The sequence below is a fragment of the Corynebacterium lubricantis DSM 45231 genome (genome assembly GCF_000379425.1).
Lineage (GTDB): Bacteria > Actinomycetota > Actinomycetes > Mycobacteriales > Mycobacteriaceae > Corynebacterium > Corynebacterium lubricantis.
Genome location: NZ_KB902219.1, coordinates 1 through 3,994, shown reverse-complemented (window position 1 = coordinate 3,994; position 3,994 = coordinate 1). Strand labels below are relative to the sequence as shown.

The 3,994-nt window shown below is 63.6% G+C and carries 4 protein-coding genes; 3 read left to right on the top strand and 1 reads right to left on the bottom strand.

Going from position 1 to position 3,994, the window contains the following annotated elements; genetic code table 11:
• From A37O_RS16730 to A37O_RS0110370, 3 genes are all read left to right on the top strand, one after another.
• Positions 1-196, top strand: a 196-nt coding sequence (locus tag A37O_RS16730) for a hypothetical protein (protein WP_211208371.1), incomplete at its 5' end; no start/stop codon positions are given.
• A 15-nt stretch (positions 197-211) separates the two neighbouring features.
• Positions 212-2,599: an MMPL family transporter gene (locus tag A37O_RS0110375; RefSeq protein ID WP_018297435.1), complete on the top strand. Its 2,388-nt coding sequence runs from the start codon at positions 212-214 to the stop codon at positions 2,597-2,599.
• The gene (locus A37O_RS0110370) at positions 2,577-3,161 is read left to right on the top strand and encodes a TetR/AcrR family transcriptional regulator (protein WP_018297434.1); all 585 of its coding nucleotides are present in this window, start codon (positions 2,577-2,579) and stop codon (positions 3,159-3,161) included. Before A37O_RS0110375 ends, A37O_RS0110370 begins: the two co-directional genes overlap by 23 nt.
• 21 nt (positions 3,162-3,182) lie before the next feature.
• Here A37O_RS0110370 and A37O_RS0110365 read toward each other — a convergent pair whose 3' ends face one another.
• Positions 3,183-3,599, bottom strand: a complete 417-nt coding sequence (locus A37O_RS0110365; protein WP_342661959.1) for an aromatic-ring hydroxylase C-terminal domain-containing protein — start codon at positions 3,597-3,599, stop codon at positions 3,183-3,185.
• Between the last annotated feature and the right edge of the window lie 395 nt (positions 3,600-3,994).

Sequence of the window (3,994 nt, the reverse complement as noted above, 5' to 3'; positions counted from 1 at the left end):
CGACGTGATCTGGGGATCATTCCTGCCCGAAAATCTTGGTGGTGCCCGCAGCCGAAATCAACCGATCACCGAAAGACCATCGGCGGATCCAGGCTTAGTGGTCGCACCATTGGATTTTACGCAGGGCGCAGAAGGTCATAAGATTGCACGGGCAGTGCATGTTTGCATGGGTGCTGCAGGAAATGATCGTCGATAAGCGAAGGACCCCCGCGTGGCTAAATTCCTCTACCGAATAGGCTCAACTGCCTATCGCAACAAATGGCCGTTTTTGGCCTTCTGGCTAGTCCTGCTCATAGTCTTGGGCGCCCTCGCGGGGGCGTTTGCCAAGACCCCGTCCACCAACTTCTCCATCCCCGGGCTCGAGGCCGTGGAGACCCAGGAGGAGATGGCGGAGTTCTTCCCGACGACCGACGACGCGACCACCGCGCCGACCGGCAGCATCGTCGTTCAGGCTCCGGAGAGCGAGACGCTCACCGACCCGGAGATCATGGCTGAGGTCGACGCGCTTGTCGCGGAGCTGCAGGGGCTGGACGCGCTCGCCGAGCCTGAGGCCCTGGTCAACCCAGTTCTCGCGGCCCAGGGCATGAGCGCCCAGCTCACCGAGCAGAAGGCCGCCCAGGGCACCCCGCCCGAGCAGATTGAGGCGGACATCAACCAGCTCAGCCCGCTGAGCGAAGACCAGAGCACCGGCACCCTCTCGGTCACTTTTGACGCCGAGACCGCCACCGACATCACCCCTGATGAGCTCGAGTCCGTCACCAACGTGCTCGACGAGTACGACGCCGGCGAGGACGGCCTCAATGTCGCCTACAACGGCAACGCCTTTAACTCGGCGATGAGCATTAGCTTTACCTCCGAGCTGCTCGGCCTTGCCGTCGCAGCGGTGGTCCTCCTGATCACCTTCGGCTCCGTCGTCGCGGCGGGCATGCCGTTGATCTCCGCCATCGTCGGCGTCGGCATCGGGCTTATGCTGGTCCAGCTGGGCACGCTCGTCTCCGATGACGTCAACGAGATGACCCCAGTGCTCGCCTCGATGATCGGCCTCGCCGTCGGCATCGACTACGCCCTGTTCATTGTGTCTCGCTTCCGCAGCGAGCTGATCAAACTCACCTCCGGCTACAACCTCACGCCGAAGGAAGTCGCAGCGAAAATCAGGGGACTCAGCCGCGAACAACGCGCGCACGCCATGGGCATGGCCACCGGCACCGCCGGTTCCTCGGTTGTCTTCGCCGGCCTGACGGTGCTCATTGCGCTGGCTGCGCTGTCTATTATCAACATCCCATTCCTCACCCTGATGGCGCTGGCAGCGGCCCTGACTGTGGCGCTCGCCGTGGTTATCGCGGTGAGCTTCCTGCCTGCACTCCTCGGACTGCTGGGCACCCGCGCCTTCGCCGGCCACATCGCCGGCCCGAAGGTCCCGGACCCAGAGGACGAGAAGCCGACCATGGGTTTGAAATGGGTCCGCCAGATCCGCAAGCGTCCCTGGCTCTACCTCATCGTTGGCGCGCTGCTGCTGGCTATCCTGGCCATCCCGACCGCGGGTATGCGCCTGGCCATGCCGACCGACGCCTCCGCGACCGTGGGCTCCCCGCAGCGCGACGCCTACGAGATGACCTCGGACGCGTTCGGCCCCGGACGGAACGCACCGATGGTTGCGCTTGTCGACGCCACCGGCGTCTCGGAACAGGACCGCCCGGCCACCTTCGCCACCGCGGTGGAGCAGTTCAACACCACCGATGGTGTGGAGAATGCCCAGGTTGTCGCCGTTACTGACGAGATGGATGCCGCACAGGTGCTCATCACCCCGACCGGCGGTGCCACCGACGAGGTCACCTCCGAAACGCTGACCACGCTGCGCGGCGAGGCTGCGGACTTCACCGAGGAAACCGGTGCCACCTACGGCATCACCGGCGTGACCCCGATCTTCGACGACATGTCGCAGCGCCTTGGCGACGTCCTCGTGCCGTACATCGCCATCGTGCTTGTGCTCGCCTTCCTCGTGCTCATGGTCGCCTTCCGCTCCATCTGGGTGCCGCTCATCGCGGCCCTCGGCTTCGGACTGTCGGTGCTGGCCACCTTCGGCGTGACCGTCGCGATCTTCCAGGAAGGCTGGCTGGGGATCATCTCCGACCCGCAGCCGCTGCTCAGCTTCCTGCCGATCATGCTCATCGGCCTTGTCTTTGGCCTGGCCATGGACTACGAGGTCTTCCTGGTCACCCGCATGCGCGAGGGCTATCAGAAGGGCAAGACTGCCGGCAACGCCACGTCCAACGGCTTCAAGCACGGTGCGCGAGTGGTCACCGCCGCGGCGCTCATCATGATCTCCGTCTTCGCGGCGTTCACGCTGCAGGACATGGCGTTCATCAAGACGATGGGCTTCGCCCTGGCGGCAGCCATCTTCTTCGATGCCTTCGTCGTACGCATGACGATCATCCCTGCCACCATGTTCCTGCTCGGCGATCGAGCCTGGTGGATGCCGAAGTGGCTGGATAAGATCGTGCCCAAGGTGGATATCGAGGGCGAGGCCCTGGAAGAGCTAGAGGCACCGGACACGGAGCGAGAACTGGAGAAGACGGATGGCGGGTCGGCGCGAGTCTAAGAAGGCCGCCACGCGTTCGGCGCTGGCGCGGGCCGCCGCGGAGATCGTGCTTTTCGACGGTGCCGACGGCCTCACCGTTCCCGCCATCACGGCGAAGGCTGGAGTCTCCGTGCGTACCTTCCACAACTACTTCTCCTCCCGCGAACAGTCGCTCCAAGAGTTCATCACCGAGCGTGTCACGGCACTGATCCACGACCTGGAGGAAATCCCGGAGGAGTTTGACCTGCTGTCCGCCGTGGAGCAGCTGGTGGTCACCCACCTGCGCACCTCGGACGATGAGCTGGAGTCCTTCCCGACGCTGATCCAACTCAGCGAGGTGGTGGAGTCGCTGTCCCCGCATTCCTCGGAGCAGGCCGTCGAATCAGCCATTGAGCCGATCATTCCGGTGGCGCGCGCCCGGGTACCGGAGCTCAGTGAGTTCCAGACGATTGTGTTCGTGCGAATTATCGCCCAGGCGATGAAAACTGCGCTGGAGTGGTACTACCGGCTGCCGGAACCGCGCGACCCCGCAGAGGGGGAGCGGCTGGTCCGTGAGGCGGTGCAGGTGATACGGGCGGGGTAGTCATGCCGCCCGGCCCGTCGATCAACGGAGTGCTACTGCGGGCTCAGCCTGCGTGGTGGTCTCGACGGGGGTGTCCGTTTTTGGCGACTCGTTCCGGGAGAGAACACGACGCAGCACCTCTTCGAGCTTTCCGGAGTGGTCGTTGACGTCGTGAAGCGAACGCCAGGCGATGTGCTTGTCCGGCCGGACAAGCAGTGCACCGTCCTCATCGATCTCCCGTTGGCGGAACCAGTCACCGTAGGTGTCCTGATTCTCGGTGCCCGCCCCGATGACGAGGACGTCGAGTGAGATACCGAGCTTGTCGGATACTTCCTGCGCTGCTCGTTCCCAGGCGCCGCCATTGATTCCGGTAATGAGGGTGAACCGGGATCCAGAGGTGAGATCGTGCGTCGATTTCACCCCGTAGGTGTTGCCGATCCACGCGTGTGGCAGCCGCAGGCCCGGGTAGGTCGACTTCTGGGGGTGCAGCTGCGGGTCTTCGGTGATTTCGGGTCGGCCTACCTCGTCACTGACTACAGCAGTTGACTCGTAAAACTGTCCTACCTCTGTACCCAGACCGTTTAGCTCATGGTCCTTGCCGTCTTTTCGTGCGTGCGCGCACGCGTGCGTGCTAGGTGCGTGAGGGTGGTTTCTTGTTGTGGTCTGGTGTTGGGCTTGTTGCCGGCCTTTAGTCCTGGAGGGTGTGGTCGGTTCATGCTTGGGTGGCCACGGCGGTGACCCACCACTTTCATCGGCCAGTTGAAGCGTCCTGGGTTTAGTTCCGATCGTTTCTAGAGGAGGATTGGATCATGCCTAGGAAGTTCAGTGACGAGTTCAAGGACAAGGCGGTGAGG

Excerpts from the sequence above, each read along its gene's own strand:
- A37O_RS0110370 (WP_018297434.1), top strand. The coding sequence starts at position 2,577 with ATGGCGGGTCGGCGCGAGTCTAAGAAGGCCGCCACGCGTTCGGCGCTG.